22 protein-coding genes are annotated in these 24540 nt (G+C 33.0%); 6 read left to right on the top strand and 16 right to left on the bottom strand.

Annotated features, from left to right (window positions below):
* Nucleotides 1-45: 45 nt before the first annotated feature.
* The 9 genes from BUA82_RS01875 to BUA82_RS01835 all read right to left on the bottom strand — a co-directional run bounded on the left by BUA82_RS01875 (nucleotide 46) and on the right by BUA82_RS01835 (nucleotide 8704).
* A complete protein-coding gene (locus BUA82_RS01875) occupies nucleotides 46-1158 on the bottom strand; it encodes a helix-turn-helix domain-containing protein (protein ID WP_073004106.1) in 1113 nt (370 codons plus the stop codon).
* Between the two features lie 144 nt (nucleotides 1159-1302).
* Nucleotides 1303-2262 (bottom strand): alpha/beta fold hydrolase, encoded by a 960-nt coding sequence (locus BUA82_RS01870; protein ID WP_073004103.1) that lies wholly within the window; start codon nucleotides 2260-2262, stop codon nucleotides 1303-1305.
* Nucleotides 2263-2404: 142 nt separating this feature from the next.
* The gene (locus BUA82_RS01865; protein ID WP_073004101.1) at nucleotides 2405-3319 is read right to left on the bottom strand and encodes a dihydrodipicolinate synthase family protein; all 915 of its coding nucleotides are present in this window, start codon (nucleotides 3317-3319) and stop codon (nucleotides 2405-2407) included.
* 27 nt (nucleotides 3320-3346) lie between these two features.
* Nucleotides 3347-4177: a carbohydrate ABC transporter permease gene (locus BUA82_RS01860; protein WP_073004099.1), complete on the bottom strand. Its 831-nt coding sequence runs from the start codon at nucleotides 4175-4177 to the stop codon at nucleotides 3347-3349.
* A gap of 19 nt (nucleotides 4178-4196) precedes the next feature.
* Entirely contained in the window at nucleotides 4197-5120 is a 924-nt protein-coding gene (locus BUA82_RS01855) for a carbohydrate ABC transporter permease (RefSeq protein ID WP_479723157.1), read from the bottom strand.
* 52 nt (nucleotides 5121-5172) lie between these two features.
* Nucleotides 5173-6501: an ABC transporter substrate-binding protein gene (locus tag BUA82_RS01850; protein WP_073004095.1), complete on the bottom strand. Its 1329-nt coding sequence runs from the start codon at nucleotides 6499-6501 to the stop codon at nucleotides 5173-5175.
* Nucleotides 6502-6557: 56 nt separating this feature from the next.
* Nucleotides 6558-7256 (bottom strand): N-acetylmannosamine-6-phosphate 2-epimerase, encoded by a 699-nt coding sequence (locus tag BUA82_RS01845; protein ID WP_073004092.1) that lies wholly within the window; start codon nucleotides 7254-7256, stop codon nucleotides 6558-6560.
* A 241-nt stretch (nucleotides 7257-7497) separates the two neighbouring features.
* On the bottom strand, nucleotides 7498-8226 hold the full coding sequence (locus tag BUA82_RS01840; protein WP_073004090.1) for a GntR family transcriptional regulator: 729 nt from the start codon (nucleotides 8224-8226) through the stop codon (nucleotides 7498-7500).
* 25 nt (nucleotides 8227-8251) lie between these two features.
* Entirely contained in the window at nucleotides 8252-8704 is a 453-nt protein-coding gene (locus BUA82_RS01835; RefSeq protein WP_073004088.1) for a NanQ anomerase/TabA/YiaL family protein, read from the bottom strand.
* Between the two features lie 223 nt (nucleotides 8705-8927).
* On the opposite strand from BUA82_RS01835, the gene BUA82_RS01830 reads away from it, so the two are divergent.
* Together BUA82_RS01830 and BUA82_RS01825 are read left to right on the top strand one after the other, a co-directional pair.
* Entirely contained in the window at nucleotides 8928-10235 is a 1308-nt protein-coding gene (locus tag BUA82_RS01830; RefSeq protein ID WP_073004086.1) for a putative DNA modification/repair radical SAM protein, read from the top strand.
* Nucleotides 10235-10963, top strand: coding sequence for a TIGR03915 family putative DNA repair protein (locus BUA82_RS01825; RefSeq protein WP_073004084.1), 729 nt, complete (start codon nucleotides 10235-10237; stop codon nucleotides 10961-10963). The genes BUA82_RS01830 and BUA82_RS01825 overlap by 1 nt, the downstream gene beginning before the upstream one ends.
* Before the next feature lie 90 nt (nucleotides 10964-11053).
* On the opposite strand, the gene BUA82_RS01820 is transcribed toward BUA82_RS01825, so the two are convergent.
* The 5 genes from BUA82_RS01820 to BUA82_RS01800 all read right to left on the bottom strand — a co-directional run bounded on the left by BUA82_RS01820 (nucleotide 11054) and on the right by BUA82_RS01800 (nucleotide 16084).
* On the bottom strand, nucleotides 11054-11416 hold the full coding sequence (locus BUA82_RS01820) for a hypothetical protein (RefSeq protein ID WP_073004082.1): 363 nt from the start codon (nucleotides 11414-11416) through the stop codon (nucleotides 11054-11056).
* Between the two features lie 230 nt (nucleotides 11417-11646).
* Nucleotides 11647-12570: a DUF5692 family protein gene (locus BUA82_RS01815; protein ID WP_073004079.1), complete on the bottom strand. Its 924-nt coding sequence runs from the start codon at nucleotides 12568-12570 to the stop codon at nucleotides 11647-11649.
* A gap of 19 nt (nucleotides 12571-12589) precedes the next feature.
* Entirely contained in the window at nucleotides 12590-13753 is a 1164-nt protein-coding gene (locus tag BUA82_RS01810) for an FAD-binding oxidoreductase (RefSeq protein ID WP_178140671.1), read from the bottom strand.
* A 4-nt stretch (nucleotides 13754-13757) separates the two neighbouring features.
* Complete coding sequence (locus BUA82_RS01805) at nucleotides 13758-15287, bottom strand: phytoene desaturase family protein (protein WP_073004077.1); 1530 nt, start codon at nucleotides 15285-15287, stop codon at nucleotides 13758-13760.
* 17 nt (nucleotides 15288-15304) lie between these two features.
* Complete coding sequence (locus tag BUA82_RS01800; protein ID WP_073004075.1) at nucleotides 15305-16084, bottom strand: DUF5692 family protein; 780 nt, start codon at nucleotides 16082-16084, stop codon at nucleotides 15305-15307.
* Between the two features lie 208 nt (nucleotides 16085-16292).
* Between BUA82_RS01800 and BUA82_RS01795 the strand changes: the two genes are divergently transcribed.
* Together BUA82_RS01795 and nagE are read left to right on the top strand one after the other, a co-directional pair.
* Nucleotides 16293-17003 carry a FadR/GntR family transcriptional regulator gene (locus BUA82_RS01795; RefSeq protein WP_073004073.1) on the top strand — a complete coding sequence of 237 codons (711 nt, stop codon included), beginning with the start codon at nucleotides 16293-16295 and terminating at the stop codon, nucleotides 17001-17003.
* A 357-nt stretch (nucleotides 17004-17360) separates the two neighbouring features.
* Nucleotides 17361-18800, top strand: coding sequence for an N-acetylglucosamine-specific PTS transporter subunit IIBC (nagE, locus tag BUA82_RS01790; protein ID WP_073004072.1), 1440 nt, complete (start codon nucleotides 17361-17363; stop codon nucleotides 18798-18800).
* 128 nt (nucleotides 18801-18928) lie between these two features.
* On the opposite strand, the gene abc-f is transcribed toward nagE, so the two are convergent.
* The gene (abc-f, locus tag BUA82_RS01785; RefSeq protein ID WP_073004071.1) at nucleotides 18929-20854 is read right to left on the bottom strand and encodes a ribosomal protection-like ABC-F family protein; all 1926 of its coding nucleotides are present in this window, start codon (nucleotides 20852-20854) and stop codon (nucleotides 18929-18931) included.
* 794 nt (nucleotides 20855-21648) lie between these two features.
* Between abc-f and BUA82_RS01780 the strand changes: the two genes are divergently transcribed.
* Entirely contained in the window at nucleotides 21649-21981 is a 333-nt protein-coding gene (locus BUA82_RS01780; RefSeq protein WP_073004070.1) for an SdpI family protein, read from the top strand.
* 121 nt (nucleotides 21982-22102) lie between these two features.
* On the opposite strand, the gene BUA82_RS01775 is transcribed toward BUA82_RS01780, so the two are convergent.
* Nucleotides 22103-23581 carry a methyl-accepting chemotaxis protein gene (locus tag BUA82_RS01775; RefSeq protein ID WP_073004069.1) on the bottom strand — a complete coding sequence of 493 codons (1479 nt, stop codon included), beginning with the start codon at nucleotides 23579-23581 and terminating at the stop codon, nucleotides 22103-22105.
* Between the two features lie 354 nt (nucleotides 23582-23935).
* Here BUA82_RS01775 and BUA82_RS01770 point away from each other — a divergent pair, with 354 nt between their 5' ends.
* Entirely contained in the window at nucleotides 23936-24520 is a 585-nt protein-coding gene (locus tag BUA82_RS01770) for a TetR/AcrR family transcriptional regulator (protein ID WP_143148552.1), read from the top strand.
* Nucleotides 24521-24540: the final 20 nt, after the last annotated feature.

Genomic DNA, 24540 nt, shown 5'->3' with positions numbered 1-24540 from the left:
TTATTACTTATTTAAGTAATAACTCCTATAGCTGCCACTAATTTATTATTTGTTTAAAGATTTTCCCTCTAATGTTCTTAATTCCTTCACTATGCTAATGAACTCTTCACTATCTCTGATTAAATCAAAATCTGGCGCTTCAAAAATCTTGAAGATATTTTCGTATAAATTCATGGTTATAGTGCGCTTTCCTTGGGGAATCTCATTAAAACACCAAACAGAACTAAACTTTCCCAGTTTATTTATATCATTTTTTCTTATATCTTCTATCATTTCCTGTAACATATGCATTGCTTTTTTCTTTTCATTAAATTTTAGGTAAATTTGTGCAAAATTTAAATATCCAAAAGATAAAGCTAATACAGCATCACCATCTGGTGAAAGTACTTTTTTAACATTAATAGCTAAATTGTAATATCTTTCTATAATATATAAGGCATTTTCATCCTCCATATAAGAATTTGTTAAACCTGAACATAGCATGCTAACGTCATTTATACTTTTGTATAAATGACTTTGCAGTATCTCCCTTGCTTTTTTAAACTCCTTCTTCTTCATATATATGTTTGCCATTAGAACATCAGGATCCAACTGGCTTTTATGAATTTTATTAAGTGCTTCTATTGCCTTATCCTCTTCATCTATGGAAGGGTAGAATGCACCCAGCTGAAATAATGCATGTTCCACTAATTCTGTTTTATTACAGTTTTTAGCCACGTCTTCAAATAAATCCACGGAATAACCTATCATCTTTTTTATACCATTTTCTTTATCTAGACTTTTCCAAGAATATATTGTAAACAAAGAACCTATTTTAAGCTTTAAATAATAGCTATAAGGGTATTTTGATATATATTTCTTGCTTTTTTCTACGGCTTCATCTAACTGGCCGCTACTAAATAGCTTTTCACATTCCATAAATATATTAATTACTTCTTCATCTGAAAGTTCAATTTTAAAGTTTAGCAGCGTATCGATGGTAACATTAAAAAAAGTTGCAATTACAGGTAATAAAGTTATATCTGGATAGGAAATCCCGCTTTCCCACTTTGATACCGCTGCTGTGGACACTCCAATAAAATTAGCCAGCTGTTCCTGAGTAATTCTTTTTTCTTTTCTTAAGTTATAAATAACATCGCCTACTAATAATTTTTCCATTAGCTATCACTCCACTTAATTATTATAGGATCCTATACATCTAGTATAGCTTCATTCATCACGGATACCAATGGATTTGTTGTTGAATAAACCATAGGAAACTTAACTGATAGTTAAATTTCCTATGGTTTATTGATCATTAAATTATAATTCTTTCATAAATTGAAAAACAGCATCATTGGTCATAGGTAAGTTTTCATGTCCATAGTCATGATATATTCTTAAGGATTTTTTGCTGTTTATATTATTATAGATTGCAAATTGCGTTGAAGGTGGACAAATATTATCTAGTAAGGTTGCTGTAAATAGTACTTCGCTTTTTATGTATTTGGCCAAGTTCTTTACATCTATGTAACCTAATTTAGTAAACACTTCTTCTTCCTTTTCATGAAGGGGGTCGAAGAATCTAAAGTAGTAATTTAACTCTTCATAGGCATCTTTAGCCAAATCCATATGCCAAACCCTCTTGTAATCGCTTAGGAAAGGATATACTGGTGCAATTTTCTTTATCCTTGGCTCTAATGAGGCACAAGCTAAAGTTAACGCTCCCCCTTGTGAATACCCTGTTACTCCTACTCTTTCTGAATCCACATCTTCCATGTCCATTACTATCCTAGCAAGCTCTACAGCATCAAGGAAAATGTGCCTAAACATCAAATTATCAGGATTATCTTCCAATCCTCTAATTATGTGTCCACCATAGGTAGTTCCTTTATTACCTCCCACATCTTCTGAAGAACCACCTTGTCCCCTACAGTCCATGGCCACCACGGTAAATCCCATAGCTACATAGGGTAATTTCTCAACCCAGTCACCAGAGTTTCCTCTATAACCATGAAACATTATTAAGGCTGGGTTCTTTCCAGAAGTATTCTTTGGCTTAAGGCACTTAGCATGTACACGCGCCCCTTTTACCCCAGTAAAATACATATCAAAACAATCCGCATAGCTAACTTTAAAATTGCTTGGTATATATTCGACAGAAGGATCTACTCCTTCAAGCTCCTTCAAAGCTCTAGTCCAATATCCATCAAAATCTTCCGGACAAGGATTAATCCCCTTATAAACCTTCAATTCCTCTAAAGACATATCCAAAATCGGCATCCTAAAAATCCCTCCTACTCCTTCTTACTTCTTACCTCTTACTTACTTCTCACCTTGTCTAATCATTTCAAAAAATATTATTTATGGGTATAGATTTATCATTTAATAATCTATACCCAAGGCTCTATTACTAAAACTACTATTAAGAACAGAATTTATCTATTGCATTGATTATTTTTTCATAAACAGCTTTCACCTTAGGTAGGTCTTCAATATCTACAGGTTCTAAAGGAAGTCTTGTAGTTCCAATATCTATACCTCTTAATTTAAGAACTTCCTTTGCAGCTCCATAAAGAGATGGGAAGGATAAAAGCTCTCCAATGATTTCATTAATAGCATACTGAACTTCCTGAGCTTTTTTAATTTCACCCTTAGAGAAGTGCTCTTCTGCCTTCAAAAATAGTTCTGGCATTACACCATAGGTTCCACCTATACCTGCATCTGCTCCCATGATCCTTCCAGATATAAATTGTTCATCCGGTCCATTAAATACTAATAAATCTTCTCCTCCCAGGGCTTTAAACCTTTGAATATCATAAGTAGCCATACTGCTATTTTTAATTCCTACAACCTTTGGGTAAGAAAGCATCTTTTTTAACAAATTAGTGGAAAGATCATATCCAGTTGTCTGTGGAATATTGTATATAATAAATGGAAGATCTGCGCTGTCCATTATATTTTTCCAATGAAGCTCTATACTTCTTTCTGGAATCTTGTAGTATACATTAGGAACTGCTGAAAGAGCATGAGCTCCAACCTTTTCTGCATGTTTTGAAAGTTCTACACTATCCTTTGTTGCTGCAGCACCTACATGAACAATAATTTTAAGCTCAGAGCCTACTTCTGCCATTACAGCTTCCAGCATCTTCTTTCTCTCTTCTACAGTAAGAAGAAATCCTTCACCTGAACTTCCTCCTACATATAATCCTTTAACGCCTTTTTCAGCATAAAATCTTGCTAATTTTTTTGTAGCTTCTTCGCTTATGTTATTATCTTTATCAAAACAAGCATAAAAAGCTATAAATATTCCTTTTAAATCATCTTTGTTAAATTTCATAATTTACACCATCCTCGTATTAAAATATTAACCTTTAACAGCTCCCATAGTTATACCTTGTGTAAAGTATTTTTGGAAAGCTATAAAAATGATTATCATTGGTAGGGAAGCTAATGCTGCACCAGCCATAATAGCTCCATAGTTTGTAGTGAATTCTTGCTGCATAAGTGCGATACCTAATGGTAAAGTAAGCTTATTTGAACTTCTAATAACTATAAGCTGCATGAAGTAATCATTCCAAGAGCTAATGAAAGTAAATATTGCTAAAGCACCCACTCCTGGTTTTACTAAAGGTACAACTATGCTCACGAAGGTTCTTAGCTCAGAACAACCATCTATTCTAGCAGCCTCTAAAAGCTCACCAGGTACTCCTTGGGAAAATTGTTTCATAAGAAATACCCCAAATGGCCAAGCCGCTGCAGGAAGTATAAGAGCTTGATAAGAGTTTATCCAATTTAATTTTGATAATATGGTAAATAAAGGTATCATAACTACTTGTTTAGGCAACGCCATAGCCACAATCAAAGACCAGAATATTAAGTTTCTTCCTGGGAATTTCTTTTTGGCCAAAGCATAACCAGCCATAGTTGCAGTTAAACATACTACAAGCATAGTGCAGAAAGCTATGAAAAAGCTATTGAATGTCCATTGAAATAATGGGTTTTTTGCAAGAGTTATAAAGTTTTCAAAAGTTGGATTTTTAGGAAACCATTCTGGTGGAATCTGCACTGTTACATTTTGTGGCTTAAAGGCACCGGTTACAATCCAATAGAATGGGAATAAAAATAGTATAGTAAGAATCCATATTATTATATTAAAAATTATACCAGCGGGAGTAAATTTAAACTTATTTTTCATTACCAATCACCTCACAATTTTAGTAGTTAACTTCATCTCCAAAGAATTTATATTGTACTACAGATATAAGCATTATGATTATGGCTAAAATAACTCCCATAGCTGATGCTGAACCATATTTATTTAATGTAAAGGCTCTTTCATATACCAAATACATAATTGTTTCTGTAGCGAAAGCAGGTCCTCCTGAAGTTAAAAGCTGTATGATAGCAAAACATTGGAAAGAGTTAATGGTAGTGATAATAACGATGTATAATGTGGTTGGCATTAATAATGGCCAAGTTATTTTTCTAAATACCTGCCATTTTGTAGCTCCATCCACTTCCGCAGCTTCAATATAAGAGGTAGGTACATTGCCTAAGGCTGCCACGTATAGTATTATAGGTTGTCCTACTGACAAGGTTACCAGCACTACGATTATACATTGTAAGGCTGTTCTAGGATCTCCTAACCATCCTAAAGGTTCCATTCCCGCAAGGCTTGTAAGATAGTTCAAAATACCGTAATTAGGGTGGAATATCCATCCCCAAACAACAGTTATACTTACTACTGAAGCTACTGTAGGAAGATAGAATACCCCTCTAAAAAATGACCTTAATGCAGGAGACTTTTTATAAATATTTACTGAAACAAATAATGAAATCAATATAACTGCAGGCACATTAGCCAAAACTATGATTAAAGTATTAACCAAAGACTTTTTAAAGACTACATCTGTTAGCAATGCTTTATAATTATCTAATCCTATGAATTTAAAATTTCTAAGGGTATAGTCAAAGAAACTGATGTATATTCCTTTAATCATTGGATAAATGACAAAAATTGAAAATAGAACTAGCATAGGTGCTAAAAATAGATACGCTGAAATCCATTCTTTAAGGTCTAATTTGCTTATTTTTTTTGCAGCTGTACCATTATGCACTTTAAGTGTTTTTTTCATCATAACTCCTCCATTAAAATCATATGGAGTGGATATAACCACCCCATATATTAAACTATTTTTTAGTTAATGTAGCATTTGCTTTATTAACAAAATCATCTAATCCTTTTTGAGCTGTTGTCTGTCCTAGTAATACTTGTTGAAGCGTTGGGAAATAGTGAGTTCTCATTTCAGCAAAGCCTGGAACTGCATTATAGTATGTTCCTAAGTATTTTAGCATGCTTTCAGCATATTTAGCTTCTGCATCATCATATAATCCTTTTACTGAGGTTCTTACTGAGAAAGCACCAGTAGATTTAATATTTTCTTTAAAGGTTTCTTGATCATTAGCTATAAAGTCTGCAAGTTTTTTAGCTGCTTCAACTTTATTTTTATCTTTGTTATCAAACACACCAATACCACCTACAAATGCTTCTAACATTGGTTTTTGTGATGTACTTGGTGTTGGGTATGGTACGTACACTTCTTCAAATGCAGAACTCTTCTTAGCTTGGCTTGAAGCTTTTAAAACTTGGTTATAAAGTAAGGATACAGAAATTTTCTCTGATAAGAACATATCTATCATATCGTTAGAAGCAAGTGCTTCCCCACCCTTTAAAGTTAATCCGCTTTTAATTGAGTCAACTATAGTTTCTAAAGCTTTAACGTTTTCAGGACTGTTTAAAACATATTTAGATAAATCATCAGCTATAATCTTTCCTCCGCCCATATTAGCTATGTATGGTCTAGTTCCTTGGTCACCAGCACTGGATTTAGCATAAATTGCTGATGGAGCAGCAATACCAGGAACTTTTTCTTTTATAGCTTTTAATAAAGCAAAATACTCATCGTTTGTCCAAAGTCTGTCTGTCTTATTTAGCGGAAGCATGTTGGTAACTCCAGCTTTATCTAGCATTGTTTTATTAAATACCATCATGTTAGGAGCAGTATTTATCGGATACATATAATAATGATCATCTAATTTACAGGCATCGGTTATAGCCTTTGGAACATCCTTTTTAAATTCATCGGTAAACATATCATCTAGTGGTGCCATTACACCATTTCTTGCATAGTCAATAATTCTTCCTGGGAAGTCGAAAACTAAATCTGGTGCTGAGTTAGATGCAATAGCTGTGCTAAGCTTTTGTGGTCCACTAGCAAAATCTATCATTTCAAGTTTTACTTTTATATTTGGATACTTTTTATTGAATTTTTCAATTATCTTTTTTTCATAATCTCCAGCAGTACCAGTTTGGAAATTTGGATAATCCCACCAAGTTATTTCCACAGGTTTGTTAGGATCTACCTTTGCAGTATCGTTATTAGCCTTACTGCAACCAGCAAGTACGCTTACAGTAGTAGAAAGAGCAAGAATTAATGTTAATATTTTTACTTTTTTCATTTTTGTCCTCCTAATATTTATTATTTATTCTATAGTTAATGAGTTAATAGAATACTTTACATTGAAGATACTTTCATTAGATCAACAAACTTTTTAGTTATTAGTTGTGGTCTTGTGATAGCTCCTCCTACCACCACCGCCCAAGCTCCTGCTTTCAAACATTCCACCGCTAGTTCAGGAGTTTCCACATTCCCTTCTGCTATTATAGGTATTTTTATATCACTCTTAAGGAGCTTGATTAACTCAATATCAGGTTTAGGTCTATTAAGAGTGTATTCTGTATAACCGCTTAAAGTAGTAGAAACTATATTAAAACCTATCCTTTCAGCTTCCACTGCTTCTTCGTAAGTAGATATATCCGCCATAAGCAAACCACTATATACTTTTCTTATATCATTATAAAATTCTTCAAGAGATTTTCCATCAGGTCTAGCTCTTTTTGTGGCATCTACAGCGATAATTTCTGCATTAACTGAAAGCAACTCCCTTACCTCTTCTATGGTAGGGGTAATATAAACATTACTATCTCCATATACCTTTTTATAAATTGCTATGAGAGGCAAATCCACATTTTTTTTAATTTCCGTGCAATCCTTTACAGTATTGGCGCGAATTCCTACAGCTCCCCCCATCAACGCCGCCTTTGACATTCTCATCATTATGGTAGAGCTATGTAATGGTTCATCTTCTAGAGCCTGACAAGATACTATCAGTCCTCCCTTTATTTTATCCAGCGTATCCCGAGTACTTTTCATTATACCGTCCTCCCATTGTATGAATAACCAATTTGTAATCCTTTACTTTGTATGGATACATAATTTACTATGGATTTATTATAGCATGTCCATTTTGTTTTGTCTATACAATTTTTACATTGTATATATATTTTTTTGTTTTGTATATATATTTTTTACCTTGTATATATATTTCCAAAATGTATACAAAAATATAATATAAAAAAGTGCAACATCGCATAGGGCAACATTGCACTTTTAATTAATTATTATCGAAGATTATCATATCAAAATAATATCTTTCAGGATTAAATATAGTTTCTGTATATTCAACTGGGTTCTCATGTTCATCAAATACTATTTTAAGGGAAACTAGGCCAAAGCCCTTGGGCTTATCTAAAAGTATTTCTGCATCTCTTTTGCTTATATCCACTGCTTTTATTTTTTGTCGCATATAATTAAACTTCACAGAATACTCCTCTTTCATTATTTTATACAAGGAACATTCCACTAAATTATATTTCTTAATATCAGGAAAATACTTCTTTGGAATATAACAATATTCAATAGCCATGGGTTCATCATTGGCAAGCCTTAACCTATTCAAAAAGTATATCTTGTCATTTTTAGAAAGCTTAAGTTTTGCTCTGATATCCTCATCAGGTAATATTTCTTCAAAGCTTAAGAGTTTACTACTAGGGGCAAGCCCTCTTTTCTTCATGTCTTCACTAAAGCTCTCTATTTCCATCTTTTTCTCAATAATTTGCTTTGAAACATAAGCACCTTTTGATCTTATCCTATATAATACTCCTTCATGGACTAAGTTAGAAATAGCTTGCCTTACTGTCATTCGGCTAACTCCCAAAAGTTCAGTAAGTTCTCTTTCTGTTGGCAAAGGCTGACCGGATAGATATACGCCCTCTTGAATATTCTTTTTTATAAAATCTTCTATCTGAATATAGATTGGAACCGTGGAATTTTTATCCACCATAAATAACCCTCCCAGCAATATAAAATTATTGCGCCTTAACCTTAATAACTACCTTTTTCACCCTAGTTTTATTACCCTTAGCTATCCCTGGCATATGAGCATCTTCCGGAAAGAATATATAAAACTCTTTTTCTCTAAGGAAGAAAAACTCCTTCTTTCCTTCTAACAGCATAAAATCTTTTTCACTATCATAAGGTAAACAGGTCTCAATATTTTCCACAAAGGCATAGCCTACCTTTTCTTCTCCCTGTACCATGTACTGTATGTCAATATATTTCTTATGAGCTTCGTATTTCCCCTCTTCTTCATCTTTGGTATCATACTCTTGAACCATGGCAAAGACCTCTTCCCCATAGATATCGTATCTACCTACTGGAAGCTCCTTTAAATCATTGTTAATCAGAAATTGGAAAGCTTTATTAAAATTCTCATTTAAGCATTGGTAGTTTTCCCAGTTATCAATATTCCCATAAACCATTTTATTTTCCCTACTTTCGCTTTTAGTATATTTATTATAATTATACAACATTATTGTATACTTTTTAAATAGTGAGTATATACAATTTTAATATTGTATAGTCAATGTCATCCATATGAGATATGACATATAAGTTATTTTAAAATAACTCAAAACTCATATGGATTACACACGAACATATGTGCTATAATATATTTAAATCCATTAATTAGGAGTGATGCATATGGATATAAAAGAAAAACTTAGTATATTAGCTGATGCAGCAAAATATGATGTATCTTGTTCTTCCTCCGGAAGCAACAGAAAAAATAAAAATAACGGCATAGGCAACGCCTCCTCTTGTGGTATATGCCATAGCTTTACCCCTGATGGAAGATGTATATCTCTACTTAAGATACTGCTTACCAACTATTGCATATATGATTGTGTTTATTGTGCAAATAGATCATCTAATGATATTGAAAGAGCAGCTTTTACTCCTGAAGAAGTAGTTGATTTAACTATAAATTTTTATAAAAGAAATTATATTGAAGGTTTATTCTTAAGTTCCGCTGTGTTCAAAAATGCTAATTACACTATGGAATTGCTAATTAAGGTTATAAGAACTTTAAGAGTTGTACATAAATTTAATGGATACATTCATGTTAAAGCTATCCCTGGTGCTGATGAAATACTAATAAAGGAAGCAGGTAAATATGCAGATAGGATGAGCATAAACATAGAGCTGCCTTCTTCCCAAAGCTTAAAGCTTCTGGCTCCTCAAAAGAGCAAGGAAAAAATCTTAAAACCCATGGATTTAATATCAAAGGAAATTCAACATAACAATGAAGATAAAAAAATTTTTAAAAGTGCTTCTCTCTTCGTACCTGGTGGACAAAGTACTCAGCTCATTGTAGGTGCCACTAAAGAAAATGATTTTGATATATTAAATCTTAGCGAGAGTTTGTACAATAAGTTCTCTCTAAAGAGGGTTTATTATTCAGCCTATATCCCTATAAATAGGGATATTAACCTTCCAAATATCATGCACCCTCCTACTCTAAGGGAGCACAGACTTTACCAAGGAGATTGGCTACTTAGATTTTACGGTTTTAAGGCTAAGGAGCTGTTAAATGAAAATAGTCCTAATTTTGATGATAGATTCGATCCTAAGACCTTTTGGGCCTTAAATAATTTAAATGATTTTCCCGTGGAAATAAATAAAGCCCCTTACCAAACTCTCCTGAGAGTTCCTGGTATTGGAGTAATGAGTGCTAAAAAAATTATTGCTACCAGAAGGGTTGCTTCTTTAAATTTTCAGGATTTAAAAAAGCTTGGCATTGTACTTAAAAGAGCTCAATATTTTATTACCTGCAGCGGCAGATACTATGGTGACACAGGTTTTGATAAAGTAAAAATCGAGGACAGACTAACACCCATGGAATTTAAGCAAATTTCTTTTTTTAACAGCATAGATGAAGAGATAGTACAAAAGAAAAAAGAGGAAATACGACTCTTAGACTCAAAAACTTCAATTACAGGAGAGATATAATGATTGTTTATTTGTTTGATGGTAGTTTTGAAGGATTTTTAACCTGCATTTATTACAGTTATTATAATAAGAAGAAACCAGAATTGTTTATAGATAAAAATTACTATATACCTAATTTTACCTATGAGCTCATAGAAATAGACACAGAGAAGGATAAATTTGAAAGAGTCTATAGTTCTTTAGAAAAAAAGCTGCTGGATGAAACCTTAAGAAGAATTTACTACTTATTTTTAAGTTCAGAGGATGAAAACTATTCTCTGCTTTATGAATATATAAAACTATGCTTTAAGTATGAAAAAGAGGTGGATTTGCACTTAAATAATGACATAATTTTAAACACCCATAAGCTAGCTAGAAGAGTTTCATTAGAAGCTCATAGATTTACTGGCTTTGTAAGATTTCAAGAGGTTTATAAGGATACCTTCTACTCAAAAATATCCCCAGATCATAATATACTCCCCCTATTACTCAATCATTTTGTAAAGAGATTCTCCTCCATGAGATTTATTATCCATGATACCAAAAGAAACATTGCTATAATTTATGATGGGGAAAAAGCCACCTTAGGAGAATTAAAATTAGAACAAGTTCCTAAAATAACCCCTGGGGTTTACGAAGAGCTTTGGAAAAGATATTTTAAGAGCACCACCATATTAGAAAGAGAAAATCCGAGACTTCAAAAGAGAAGCATGCCTAAAAGATATTGGGCGAACCTTCCAGAGATATAAAAGCACAATAGTCAGCTTTCTTAGAAATAAAGCTGACTATTTATTTTACATAATGTTTTGTAACCAAGTATTTATACTCATGTTCAAAACTTATACACTTTTACTATCTTGTTCCTTCTTACCCGCTAAAACCTTGCCGCCTAAACTAATAAACAGATAGGATACTCCATAATATATAATAAGCATAAGAAGTACTGCTAAAGCAGTAGGCCCCTTAACAAGTAATAAAAACAAAATTATCTTTGTAACTACCGTTGAAACTGCAGCAATTTTATAAAATTTCTTTCTCTCATCACTATTAATGAAGATATTTATTATAATCCCAGCCAAAAAGGATGGAATTATAATTCCTCCCCAATTAGCTATCCCGCTATTCTTAGTAGTAATAAGAAGAATATCCCCCAAAAGGACTACTGAGATTATAAGTCCTATTATTATCAAAGCTTTCTTCATAATATAACTCCTTTCCTGTATTTTTTAAGATTTATCTTTCTATAGGTATTACTTTAATTATTGCAGAATATGATGTTCATACCTAAATAAAGATTTTACCTTAATCCAATAACATTATATTACATTTATTATTAATATTTCCACACCATAAGCAAAAATCCTTTATAAATATTAAAAGAGTGACCTTCACAGGAGTTATTGAAAACTCCTGCGTATGTCACTCCTTTAAATTAATGGGCTAATCCATTAGCTGCTAAATTCTTCTTATAAGAATTTAAATCTGTATATAAATCTTGTTTAAGAGGATTTCTCTTGGTTTTAACCATCTTACATACTCCATATAAGAATACTGCAAGGTTAGCGATAAGTGACAATATACTTAAGGTTAACAATGCCTTAGGATTGTGGGTAGAGGTTATTCCAAAGGCTGGATACTTTGCATAATCTAAAGATAATGAAAACATTCCCCATAAAGCCAAGGTCATGGCTCTATGCTGTAACCAAGCTCCTCTTTTAAAGATTTCCGCTATAGAGCAGGCTGCAATGATAAGTACCCCTGCATACATAGCCCTATTGGATATACAATTGTAACAATAAGATATATTCCACAAATCATAAGCTATAATCCAAAACCACAATTGATCTGGCCATATCATGTCCTGAGACTTTGTGTTAGCAATTTTAATACCGGCCCATCCAGTCATAGATAACACTAGGAAAATACCAGCAACAGCGTTTATGATATTCCAAGTACCTCCTAGCATAACTATTCCATTTTCGATATTACCATTCATGGAATACACTTCTATATCTCGGAAAATGGCTTCAATAATGTTTATTATCAGTATGGCAGCCGGAAAATACACTGCGTACTTATTTTCTCTAATCCTTTTTATATACCTAATTGCCATAAAACCTATAACTCCTGCCAAGGCCGAATAAGTCTTTACCCAAGCAAACCAATATCCGCCTGAGGTACCAGCTCCAGCTGATTTAGGCCATAAAAATATAGATAAAAGAACTGGCAGTATAATGTAGCAAAGGATAGCTGCAATTTTACTTCTTCTTGTAAATTCATTTACAAGAAGAAGTAATACAAGAAGTCCAATTAGAGCTAAAACTGATGGTAAACTATAGTTTTCAAAGAAAAACATATAAACCTCCTAAATGTTATTAAAACATTATCTCTAAATCACTTATGGGATATGCTTTACAAGAGTGTATATATCCGAATTTTTCATCAGCAAGTCTTAATAATACCCCTCTTGGCATGAATACATTTCCACTCACCAGCTTAATGCGGCACAAGCTGCACTCTCCACTTCTGCAGCAAACATTAATTCTTAGTCCTGAACGTTCAATGGCTGTAAGTAAGGATTCACTAGACTTAGCATCAATAACTTTATCTCCAACTTTTACTTTAAACACTTCAGTGCCCTTTAGCTCATCTGGCCACCCTGGCTCATTTTGAATATCTTGCCTTGAGCCGAACATTTCACGGCGTATATTTCTATCCTTTACTTTTAATTCTTTTAAAGCCTTCATACAAAAATCCGTCATTATTTGTGGTCCGCACATATAGAAGGTGCAATTATCTAAATCTCCCACTATTTCTTTAATGCACTTAGCATCTATAAATCCTTTTCTGCCAGTAAACTCCGCATCACTATCTGATATAACTAAGGTATAGTGGAAATTGCTATGATTTTTAGCCATTTGGGAAAGTTCTTCATGATATATGGCAAGCTCTTCCCTTCTGCATCCATAGATTAAATAAATTTCTCTATCCATACCACTTTCAAGGATTTCACGACTCATGCTCATAAAAGGAGTGATACCGCTTCCCCCAGCTAAAAACACTGATTTTTTATGATGAAAAACCGGATTAAAGTGGAAGGTTCCTGCAGGGCCATTAGCTTCAAATTCATCCCCCACTTTTATATTATCTAAAAAATAATCTGATACGAATCCTGTAGGTATACGAGCAACTGTAATTTCATAAAAAGCTCTTTGCTTTGGCGATGAGGAAATACTATAAGGTCTGCTAGTTCTCACCCCATTAATTATAGTAAAAATATTTATATATTGGCCAGCCTGGAAAGGTGGCAGATATCCATTTTTCGATACTAGACGAATAGTTTTAGACTCCTTAGTTACCTCATACACTTCTACAACTTTAAGTTCTAACTTTTCTGCATGGATTCCGCCGATAATTTCTTTGGTTTTATTTCTTTCCAGCACTAAATCCTTACCATTTTTTCTTGTAACTTCTATATCCTTTAAAATTTCATTTCCATGAACCATTTCACTTATAATTATTTCTTTCATACTCTTCATATCACTACACCTCTTTTGCTACTTCTTTTGCTACGGTATCACCATACATATAGTTAGGCCCAAATCCACATACATTAACCCAACCGCTAGCAAAGGTTAAATTCTTAACAAAGTTATCTCTAGGGAAGAAATATACAGAGGATTTAAGGTCTTGCTCAAATCCATAAATAGCTCCGCCAGGATGATTTAAATATCTCATATGAGTTAATGGCGTAGCCACCTCTATCTCTTCTATGTGGCTTCTGATACCAGGGAAGTTTTTCTCCAAGCGCTCTATTATAATATCTGCTGCTTTATACTTAGTTTCATAGTACTTCTCTGGTGAAAGCTTTTCCCACTCTGTAGCATATTTAAGTGTACCAGCAGTGATAATGCTTGTACCTTTTGGTGATACCATAGGATCGTCTACGGTATAACAAGTAGCTATAATAGGGTCTTTTTCAGGCATAAGCTCATAAGCTCCCATAAAATCTTCATTGGCATTTAAACTGTTATAAATTAAATTAAAGGAATCTGTAAATCCGATTTCTTCAGGTGGACAATCCAATCCAATAAAACATGTTAAAGCTGAAATGCCTACTGTATATGCTTTGAAATATTCTCTAGCCTTAGCTGGGATATCTTTTTCATCTAGTAAGTTTCCATAGGTGTGCAGAGGAGAAATGTTAGAGATGATTTTCTTACATCTATATTCCTCTCCATTGTCATCAATAACCCCTACAGCTTCCCCATTTTCTATGAGGATATTCTTAACACCACAATTAAATTTAACTTCATTACCTCTATCTCTAATGGACTCCGTTAATGCCTGAGAAATAACCTGTGATCCCCCTCGTAGATAAAAGGGCTTATCCTCAATATATATATGGGTGCATTTAGCTAAAATGGAGAAAGGGAATCTCTCCGGAGGCATACCCATAAAACACCAATAAGCGCTTAAACAAAGTTGAAGTTCAGGTGATTTAAAGAACTCGTCTAATACCTCTTGGGTGCTTTTTAACCCATACTTAGCTAAGATAGGATACTTTTTAGCAAATCCAACCTTCACCATAAATTTTTTAATATCTGAAGGTTCCCCATTAGTACCTGCACTTTTGCTCATGAAATCTGCAGATTCAGAGCAAAATTTGTATACGATTTCAAAATATCTTAATATAGAATCCTTTTCTTCTGGAAATTCCGAGATTAAAAGTTCTTCTGCTTTTTTTCTATCTGCTGGTAAAGCAACACCTCTGCCTCCAGGTAGATTTACTTTATACAAGGATTCTATTTCAATCCAGTCAATTTTGTTTTCTATACCATAATCTTTAAATAGCTTCCTCAGCGGACCTGGTTTTTCTATGGTTCCCATGGAGCTTAATTGGTGCAAAGCTACCTCAAACTCAAATCTTCCCCTGCGGAAGCTTGTGCCACAACCTCCAGGAATATTGTGCCTTTCAAATACTATTACTTTCTTACCTTCTAAAGATAAGGATGCAGCTGAAGCTAATCCTCCATTACCTGCTCCAATTACAACAACATCTACCTTTTGCATGTTATTCTCCCTTCGTATTAAATATATATTGCAATAAAAGCATAAGCAATTAATGCTAAATTAATCATCATAAGTATAAGCTGTACAATATTTTTGTGAGTAAATTGAATAAACTTCTCAAACTTTTCATTTTCAAAGGATTTTTCAAAATAACGTTTATTGCTTATTTGCAAAATGCCCCCAAAAGTTAAAGTATTAGCTCTTAACAATAACCAAAGACCAGGGTTAATGGTAATTATTACTCCAATTATAGGTGCTAATAATATCCCCACATGCATTAGTGATATAGAAGCGCTAAACTCACCTGTAACAAAGATCCAATTCCAAAGAGTATAGGCTATTATCCAGCAGATAGTAGCTTCAACGGTATGACCATGAGCGGAATAAATTCCCCCTTCCCAGGTACCTTTTAAAACTATTACGCTGACAGCAAGTACTAGACCTGTCACAAAGTTAAAGTATTGTTTATGCTTTAAATCTGTAAAGGTAGCTTCTAAAATGTTAATAGCTAAAAACACCATTACTACATTCACATAAGTTTGTCCTGGAATCAATTCTGCCACAGCAAATACTATAAGTGTACGCATTATTATTAATGTAGATAGTTTAAGTTTTTCAAAAAACACCGGTTTTAAGAAAAGTAGAACCAGCACTGCTGGAATTACGTTAAGCGGAACATTTGCCCAGATAGGATTGTATGCTGTTAGGAGTGCAGTTCCCAACACCGTGGCAGTAAACATAAACCATAGTACCGTCTGCTGAAGTGACCAACCTTTCTTTAATGATAATTCCCCCATAAATTACCCTCCCATAAATATATTTTATTTTGGACTGTGGTCAAACCACAATCTTTGATAAAATAATAACATACTTTTGTAAATTATGCAATGGTTTACATACGGTATTTTTAAGGATTTATGAAATTAATTATTATTTGATTTTTTCTCAAAAATAATTTAAAATATATTTGGTATTTGGTTTAACCAAATAAGGAAGGAGTATAAAATGAATCTAACAGAAATAGTAGCACCATCTATGAAAGAGTTGTTTATTGAAGCTATAGAAAACATGATATTATCCGGAGAACTAAAAATAGGAGATAAGCTCCCCACAGAAAGAGAAATGGCAGATCAGATGAAGGTTAGCAGAACCATTGTAAACCTTGGCCTTAACGAATTACAGAATAAAGGTTTTATAGAAATCATCCCTAGAAAAGGCACTTATGTAGCCGATTATATACGAAAAGGAAGATTAGAAACCTTATTATCCATAATTAATCATAATGGAGGCAATTTTGATAAAAAAACCTTTTATTCTCTAATGGAATTTAGAATTATAAACGAAGGTGCTGGAGCATACCTTGCAGCGTTAAACAGAACAGATTCAGATATAGAATTAATGGAAGAATTATATGAAAATATGCTCTCTGAGGGTTCTTTTGAAGAGATATCAAAGGTAATCTTTGATTTCCATCATGCAGTTTTTTGTGCCACAGGCAACTATATTTACCCTCTAGTACATAACGCTTTTGAAAATATCAGCATAGTATTAACCAGTGTTATGTTTAAATATTTTGAAGTTAAAGAAACCACTGATCAAATTAAAATTATCATAGAAAAGATTAAAGAAAAAGATGCCCAAGGTGCTAAAAAAGCTATGGAAAATCTAATAAATCGCGGAATTGAAAATCTTGAGAAGAATTATTTTTCCTATTGAAATAGTGTTTAATAACCTCTTAATTAATTAGAAAAAGCTTCATTGACACTTTTATACCAAATTGCCCTATTGCTTAATAAAATAATGGCATACAAAGAATTTCTTATAAAAAATTATAAAATCCTATTGATTAAATAAAAACTATATGATAATATAAAAATATAAATTTAAATATTTTACGTTGCAGCGTGTAACCGATTAAATTTGGGCATAAGCTGAGAAGAATGATACTAAGTTATTCTTTTCGGCTTTTTTTATTTATTTAAATTTATTATTGATTTAAATCTATTATTAATCATTTTGTATTTGAGGATGTGCACATCCTTAAAATAAATAAATATGGAGGGGAAATTTATCATGATGAAGTATTTACAAAGACTGGGTAAATCCTTAATGCTTCCTGTAGCTGTTTTACCCGTAGCAAGTATCTTAATGGGTATTGGTTATTGGATTGACCCTACAGGTTGGGGAGCAAACAATGTAGCCTCTGCTTTCCTAATTAAATCTGGTGGAGCACTCATAGACCACATGGGAATTTTGTTCGCCATAGGTGTAGCAGTTGGAATGTCCAAGGATAATGATGGAACCTCAGGGCTTGCGGGACTTGTTTCCTGGCTTATGATCACCACTTTATTATCTCCAGCAGCTGTAGCAATGTTTAAAGGTGTTAAAGTTGACGTAGTACCAGCAGCTTTTGGTAAAACTGAAACACAATTTATCGGTATTTTAGCAGGTTTAATAGGCGCTAGTTGTTATAACAAATTTAAAAACACCAAATTGCCTGATGCCCTTGCCTTCTTTAGTGGTAAAAGAAGCGTTGCCATAGTAACAGCAGCAGCATCCATAGTTGCCTCATTAGTATTATTCTTTATATGGCCTGCAGTGTATGGCGGTTTAGTAGCCTTTGGTAAATCCATAGTTTCCACAGGAGCTATCGGATCAGGTATATATGCCTTCTTAAATAGATTATTAATCCCTACCGGTCTGCACCATGCTCTTAACTCAGTGTTCTGGTTTGATGTAGCTAATATCAATGACCTTGGTAACTTCTGGACTGGAAAAGGTGTGCTTGGACAAACAGGTATGTATATGACAGGATTCTTCCCAGTAATGATGTTTGGTTTGCCAGCTGGTGCTTTAGCTATGTATCATACCGCTAAAGACAAAAAGAAAAAAGTAGTATATGGTTTATTATTAGCAGCATCCATATCCTCTTTCTTTACAGGTGTTACAGAACCTCTAGAATTTGCATTTATGTTCATGGCTCCAGGTTTATATTTAATTCACGCTATATTAACAGGTATATCCGCCATAGTATGTACATTATTACCAGTAAGAGCTGGATTCAACTTTAGTGCAGGTTTTGTAGATTGGTTCTTAAGCTTTAAAGCTCCAATGGCTCAAAATCCAATTATGCTTATTCCTATAGGAATTATATTCGGTGTTATTTATTATGTAGTATTCAGATTTGCAATTACAACCTTCAATTTAAAGACTCCAGGTAGAGAAGACGATGATCAAAGCGAAGAAATGAATGTTAAACTTTCAAATAATGACTACACTGAAATAGCTTCCATAATATTAAAAGGTGTAGGCGGAAAAGAAAACGTAGTGTCCATAGATAACTGTGTAACTAGATTACGTTTAGAAATTAAAGATCATACCGCAGTAAATGAGAAAGTTATTAAGTCCGCAGGAGTTTCTGGTGTAATTAGACCTAGCAAGACAAGTCTTCAAGTAATAGTAGGAACTCAGGTTCAATTTGTAGCAGATGAATTTAAAAAATTATGTAAGTAAAAAGTAATACATGGTAGCCATATGAGTTATAACTTATTTCACATAATTTGTATCATATGGCTGCCATTATCAATGCACTAGATTTTTCTAATTCATCTGTTTTTTATAAACTTTATGCTTATTGTGATTTAGCTCAAACTCAACCACAATTCCATAGTCTCTTCCAACTCTTTGTTTAACGCTTCTTTCCTTTGATATAGATCATTAAGTTCCTCATAATCTAACCCTTCTTCAGCCATAGCTACATCAATATCTTTTATCTCTTTTTCAATTGTTTCTACTATGGTTAGCGCTTTAGCCTTTTCAACTTCCTTCTTTTTACTTTCATCAATACTCCTTGCCTTCTTAACTTTTTCAGCCTTTACCACCGGTTCTTTAGGTGCCTGCAACCTGAGCTCATCCTTTACGCTTTTATAATAATCATAATTACCAGGATAACTCTTGAAGGCATTGTTCTCAATGGCAATGACCCTTTCACCTATTTTATTGATAAAATATCTGTCGTGGGATATGAAGAATATAGTTCCTTTAAACTCTTCCAGGGCTTCCTCTAAGGTTTCAATGGAATGGATATCAAGATGATTAGTAGGTTCATCCAATATCAATAGGTTTATATCCTTATATAACAGCTTTGCTAGTTTTAGCCTTATCTTCTCTCCTCCAGACAAGTGCTTTACTTTTTTAAATACACTGTTACCATAAAACATGAATTTGGACAGGTATTCCCGCGCTTTTCCATCTAATATAGAAATATCTTCTCTAAAGCACTCCAGCACAGTTAGTTTTTCATCTTTAAAAGTAATTTTCTGTGGTAAATATGCCGCCATGACATTGGCACCTAGTTCCACCACCCCAGACTCTGGCTTCTCTTCACCTAAAAGCAATTTTAAAAAGGTGGTTTTTCCACTGCCATTGGCACCAATCAACGCTGCTCTTTCACCAAAATTAATCAATAAATTTGCATCCTTAAAAATCTCTTTATCTTCAAAACTTTTATATAACCCTATAGCCTTTATAGTCTCATTTCCCGACCTTTGAGCAGACTTTAAATCAAGCTTCATATTCTGCCTTTCAAAAATTGGTTTATCTATTCTATCCATTTTATCAAGCTTTATCTGTATGCTGGCGGCCCTTTTAAAAAACTTGTTATTATCAGCCCTCATAGCCCAGTCTCTCAGTTCCTTTACAGTCTTCTCCATGGCATTTATCTTCTTTTGTTGTTCTCTAAAGTTCTCAAATTGAATACGAATATTTTCTTCTTTTTCATTGATATAAGCAGAATAGTTACCCTTGTAAGTTTTAGATTCCATATCCTCTACTTCTACAATCTTTGTAACTACATTATCTAAAAAATACCTATCATGAGATACTATGATCACTATACCTTTATATTCTTTTAGATAGCTTTCCAGCCATTCAATGGAATCCATATCCAGATGATTTGTAGGTTCATCCAGTAGTAATATATCTGGATTATCCATCAAGAGCTTTCCAAGGACTACTGTGGTTTTTTCACCACCGCTTAATAAACTAAAATCTTTGCTTAAAAAGCCATCATCAAACTTTAGACCCGTGCAAATCTTGCTTAATTTTTCTTCTGTATGGTATCCTCCCTTAACTTCATATAATTGAACCAAATCACTATATTGCTTCAACACTTTTTCTAATGCAGCATCTTCTAAAGCTTTCATTTTATTTTCTAATTTACGCATTTCATTTTCTATCCCGTGTATTTCCTCAAAAGCTAAGTTTAGAACATCAATAACCTTCAAATTTTCATGATATTGAGGTATTTGTTCAAGATAAGCCCTGGTGGCCTCTCTAGGAATAGAAATAAATCCTTCATCATACCCTGGACTTGTGGCACCTGGGTAACCCACACAATAATTCATGGGTTCTATACCTGCTATTAATTTAAGAATAGTGCTCTTCCCACTTCCATTTACACCTACTATACCAACCTTTTCTCCTGCATACACTTGAAAGGTTATATTTTTAAGAACCAGGGTGGCATCCATATATTTTTTCACACCGCTTAATGATAATTCAAACATAAATATTCCTTCTTTCATCCATATTTTAAGTAAAACATTTTATGGACAGGCAGAAAAAGATCTTAATTACTATATTTTTAAAGGAATTTTAATAAAAAAGACTATAAGAAGATAGTATCCTCTTACAGTCTAAAGTACTCTATTAATACTATAATTAATTTAAATCAGATATAAGCAAAAAATATTCACGTCAATAACATCATACCATTTACTTATATATCTAATTACAGAATTTCTATATGAAACTCCTGCTGAATATTTCAAAACAACTCTTTGAAATACTGTATAAATTATAATATTGAATTCTAGTAAAGTAAGTTACCTTCTAAATGCCTTATTCCATAAAGAGCATACCAATAAGACCTAAATATAATTAGGCAAATTAAAACTCATTATAAAATACATATTAATTTAAAATTAATATTAGCAATTAGCTGGTGTCATAACTTACTTCCCTCCTCCAATATTTTCTTTATTATATCACCTTATGCATTTAATGTAAATAAAGTTAAATCATAGTGCGAAGATAAAGATATATAATAATTTAGTAATCTAAATAGAATTATTTTATTATTGGTGTATATTTTAAATAAATTTTAAAAATTGATTGTTATTGAAGACGTGCTATAATTAAGTTGTATATACAGTTTTAGAGATGGTATTATTGCAAATGTTAAGTCTTTGATTTCAGATATTCAAAAACTATCAGTATTTCCAAAGGAGCAGTTGCTATTCTGTTTATAAGAAATACTTGTATTGGATTCACAATAAATCAAGGAATTTAGGAGGTAAACATGGTAGGTCTTGTAGGAATAATATGTATAGTGGTTGGTGGTATATTTAAGGTTCTTCCACCACGAAAAATGAATTGGATATATGGTTATAGAACCACATCATCAATGAAAAATCAAGATACATGGGATGTGGCACAAAAGTATTCAGCCAATACTTTTATTATATTTGGTTTCATTTTTGTTGCTTTAGAATTTATTTTAAGTCACTTAATTGAAAATATTAGTATAGGTTATGAAAATGCGATAGTTTTAATAGGTTCTATTATTATGATTGTTGTTGATGAAGTGCACTTAAGAAAAGTTTTTAATAAAGACGGAAGTAGAAAGTTGTAGTATAAAATAAATATAGGACGGCAAGTATTAACCTACCGCCCTCTGATAAAGTATTTGTATTTTTTCTTTTTAAAAAATTATTTCTACACATAAGTATTTTAGCTCTATTAATGAAATACCTTTATTTCTTCTGTGCCAAGTTTTTCATATTTTTACTTAGATTTTCAATACTTCTTATGATATTCACCATTTCACTAATTTTATCGTTTTGTTCATCCATGGTGGCAGTTATCTCTTCCGTGGTGGCAGAATGTTCTTCCATGATAGCTGCACTGCTTTCAAGATTTTCTTCAATATTTACAAATAACTTTGTAATTCCATCCACGGACTTAAATTCTTCCTGAATGTAATCCTGCATACTTCCAAAGCTTTTTACCATGCTTTCTATGCTTTCATTTATCTTATCCACTGCAGCACTGCCTTCTAATACAGAAGCATTTCCATTCTTTGCACTTTCTACTGCCACAGTAACTTTTTGCTGCAAAGCTGTTATAATATCATTTATCTGCTTAGCGGTGCTGTTACTTTCATCAGAGAGTTTACGTATTTCCTCTGCCACTACAGCAAAACCTTTACCAGCCTCTCCTGCTCTTGCCGCTTCAATGGCTGCATTTAGAGCAAGGAGATTTGTCTGCTCAGCGATATTGGTGATGGCACCAAGGAATTCGTGTATATTTACCATATTATTTCCTAGCTCACTCACTGTTTGCAATTCATGCTCTACCGTAGAATGAATGGTTTTCATAAGTTCCTTCATAGCGGTGATTTCTCTACCATTATCTTTAGCTATATCCTTTACTTCCCAGGATATAGATTCTATAGCCTTGGATTGCTGGTGGGTTTGTGTTAATCTTTCTTGTGCTTGTTTCATCATCTCAGAGATGGAGGTGATTACGTTAGCTTCTTCTTCCGTCCCCTTAGCTATTTCATGTATACCATGAGTTATGGCTTCACTGCTTTTTGATGTACTCTCTATGTGGCTCATAAAATCTAAAAGCCTTTCATTTAAAGTAACAGCGGTTTGTTCTACCCCATTAAAAGTGTTTTTCAATTCATCAAGAAACTCCTTAGCTTTCTTTTCACTGCTCAAGGCTGAAGTAAGGTACTCATTTCCCCATTTAGTAAGAAAATACAGAACAGTTCCTCCTATATTTACCATGACAAATTGTACAATAACCTCTCTAGTTGAAATTATTGTACCCATTAAGTTTTGTTTAAAAATAAAATTGGACAAAATAAAAATCATATCAACTATTATAATATATATAATTAATGACCCTTTGTTGAAATACAATGAAGCCATGCAACAGCATACTAAGTAGCCCACTAGAATCCCTAAGGAGCCTCCTCCTGCCATGGCTAAAATAGTAATCCCCAATACAGGGCACAAAGGAATAAAAATACATGCAAGTTTGTCTGGTAACTTAAATAACATGAAAGCGCAAGCCACCAAACTAGCTCCTCCTGTTGCGGCTAATACTATAAGTCCTCTATTCACACCTGTAACCACAAATCCCTGCACCGTTAACAAAAATGAGAATAAGCATATTAAAGAAACGTTGAATTTATTGACTTTCTGAATATTATATTGAGATTCCACCTTGCTTCCCCCTCTTTTTAAAATAATAGCCGTTGCTCCTCTGTTTCAATTTAGTGTATTGAAAATCCTTGCATCCTCAATAATAATAATCGAACACTTTTTGCTTAATTTAACAGATAGATAATTTAATATTAATGATCATACCTATACCATTTCTCCTATTCCGTAAAACCAATAAATATTTATTGTAATTGTGGATTATATAAAAGTTAATCAGATGTTGTAATATTTTATAAAACTTTACTTAAAATACATATTGTGGAATATTTATAATTGTGATACATTTAACATAATAGGTTCGTAGAATGCGTTCTGCCAAATTGTTCATCTCTATTATTTAGGAGGATAAAATTGTTGACTAATAGAAAACTACAGGCAAAAGCAACAAAAGATCGTATCATGAAAACAGTAAAAGAATTAAGCAAAAACTACAGTTATGATGAACTGAGTATTGATTTAATTTGTAAAAAGGCTGGAGTGTCTACAGGGGCTTTTTATCATCACTTTAAAAGTAAGCAAGGTCTTATTATTGAAGGGTATGGTGAATGCGATAATTTCTTTAGAGAAAACATTACCGGTAAGTTGAAAGCCAAAGGTGCCATTGAAAGAATATTAGAATACATTGACCATCAAATGGAGTACGCTATTTACATTGGTATTGATTTGATGATAGAAGTTTATAAAGCGCAAATTACCGAGGGTACAGATTTCTTTTTACAGTCTTCTCGAGGCTTACCTCAAGGCTTGAAAGCATTGGTTGAAGAAGCCCAGGAACTTCAAGTGATAACAAAATCTCAAAGTTCCCAAAGTATAGCATCAGAGCTACTTTTAATCTCACGTGGAGTTATTTATAATTGGTGCCAAAATAATGGTAGCTACGAATTGGGGCCTTATTGTCAAAAAATAATAGTCAATCACATAAAATGCTTTATTTTGTAATCGTTTACTAGGTAGTCATA

It is taken from the genome of Clostridium amylolyticum, assembly GCF_900142075.1.
In the GTDB taxonomy this organism is placed as follows: Bacteria; Bacillota; Clostridia; order Clostridiales; family Clostridiaceae; genus Clostridium_AA; species Clostridium_AA amylolyticum.
This window is presented reverse-complemented; position numbering and strand designations above follow the sequence as displayed.

Bases quoted from the DNA above. Each gene is read 5' to 3' on its own strand.
- BUA82_RS01845 (WP_073004092.1), bottom strand. From the start codon at position 7,256: ATGAAAAGTACTCGGGATACGCTGGATAAAATAAAGGGAGGACTGATA.
- nagE (WP_073004072.1), top strand. From the start codon at position 17,361: ATGATGAAGTATTTACAAAGACTGGGTAAATCCTTAATGCTTCCTGTA.
- BUA82_RS01820 (WP_073004082.1), bottom strand. From the start codon at position 11,416: ATGAAGAAAGCTTTGATAATAATAGGACTTATAATCTCAGTAGTCCTT.
- BUA82_RS01815 (WP_073004079.1), bottom strand. From the start codon at position 12,570: ATGTTTTTCTTTGAAAACTATAGTTTACCATCAGTTTTAGCTCTAATT.
- BUA82_RS01810 (WP_178140671.1), bottom strand. From the start codon at position 13,753: ATGAAGAGTATGAAAGAAATAATTATAAGTGAAATGGTTCATGGAAAT.
- BUA82_RS01830 (WP_073004086.1), top strand. From the start codon at position 8,928: ATGGATATAAAAGAAAAACTTAGTATATTAGCTGATGCAGCAAAATAT.
- abc-f (WP_073004071.1), bottom strand. From the start codon at position 20,854: ATGTTTGAATTATCATTAAGCGGTGTGAAAAAATATATGGATGCCACC.
- BUA82_RS01780 (WP_073004070.1), top strand. From the start codon at position 21,649: ATGGTAGGTCTTGTAGGAATAATATGTATAGTGGTTGGTGGTATATTT.
- BUA82_RS01875 (WP_073004106.1), bottom strand. From the start codon at position 1,158: ATGGAAAAATTATTAGTAGGCGATGTTATTTATAACTTAAGAAAAGAA.
- BUA82_RS01870 (WP_073004103.1), bottom strand. From the start codon at position 2,262: ATGCCGATTTTGGATATGTCTTTAGAGGAATTGAAGGTTTATAAGGGG.
- BUA82_RS01835 (WP_073004088.1), bottom strand. From the start codon at position 8,704: ATGGTTTATGGGAATATTGATAACTGGGAAAACTACCAATGCTTAAAT.
- BUA82_RS01825 (WP_073004084.1), top strand. From the start codon at position 10,235: ATGATTGTTTATTTGTTTGATGGTAGTTTTGAAGGATTTTTAACCTGC.
- BUA82_RS01795 (WP_073004073.1), top strand. From the start codon at position 16,293: ATGAATCTAACAGAAATAGTAGCACCATCTATGAAAGAGTTGTTTATT.
- BUA82_RS01805 (WP_073004077.1), bottom strand. From the start codon at position 15,287: ATGCAAAAGGTAGATGTTGTTGTAATTGGAGCAGGTAATGGAGGATTA.
- BUA82_RS01855 (WP_479723157.1), bottom strand. From the start codon at position 5,120: ATGATGAAAAAAACACTTAAAGTGCATAATGGTACAGCTGCAAAAAAA.
- BUA82_RS01800 (WP_073004075.1), bottom strand. From the start codon at position 16,084: ATGGGGGAATTATCATTAAAGAAAGGTTGGTCACTTCAGCAGACGGTA.
- BUA82_RS01840 (WP_073004090.1), bottom strand. From the start codon at position 8,226: ATGGTGGATAAAAATTCCACGGTTCCAATCTATATTCAGATAGAAGAT.
- BUA82_RS01865 (WP_073004101.1), bottom strand. From the start codon at position 3,319: ATGAAATTTAACAAAGATGATTTAAAAGGAATATTTATAGCTTTTTAT.
- BUA82_RS01850 (WP_073004095.1), bottom strand. From the start codon at position 6,501: ATGAAAAAAGTAAAAATATTAACATTAATTCTTGCTCTTTCTACTACT.
- BUA82_RS01860 (WP_073004099.1), bottom strand. From the start codon at position 4,177: ATGAAAAATAAGTTTAAATTTACTCCCGCTGGTATAATTTTTAATATA.